The sequence below is a fragment of the Paraburkholderia sp. SIMBA_053 genome (genome assembly GCF_046534895.1).
In the GTDB taxonomy this organism is placed as follows: Bacteria; Pseudomonadota; Gammaproteobacteria; order Burkholderiales; family Burkholderiaceae; genus Paraburkholderia; species Paraburkholderia caledonica.
In genome coordinates this window covers 1-258 of record NZ_JAWRXU010001064.1, presented here as the reverse complement: position 1 = coordinate 258, position 258 = coordinate 1, and the positions used below count along the sequence as shown (strand labels likewise).

1 protein-coding gene is annotated in these 258 nt (G+C 65.9%); it reads right to left on the bottom strand.

The window, feature by feature from the left end:
- On the bottom strand, positions 1–258 hold a 258-nt coding region (locus SB753_RS38890; protein WP_410805393.1), incomplete at both ends, for an RrF2 family transcriptional regulator.

The window sequence follows — 258 nt, the reverse complement described above, 5'->3', positions numbered from 1 at the left end:
AGCGTGACCTGCTGCAACGCCTCGTAGATCACGCGATTGACCTTCTGCCAGTTGGCGCGCACCGCGCACACCCCCTCCTGGATGCACAATCCAGGCATCGTGCTGCATTCGGTGATCCCGATCGGGCCGTCAACCGCGGCGATCACCTCCGCCAGCGTGATCCGCGTGGGCGGCCGCGGCAACAGGTAACCGCCGTTCGTGCCCCGCAGCGACTCCACCACACCACCCCGAGTCAGGACTTTCAGCACCTTTGCCACG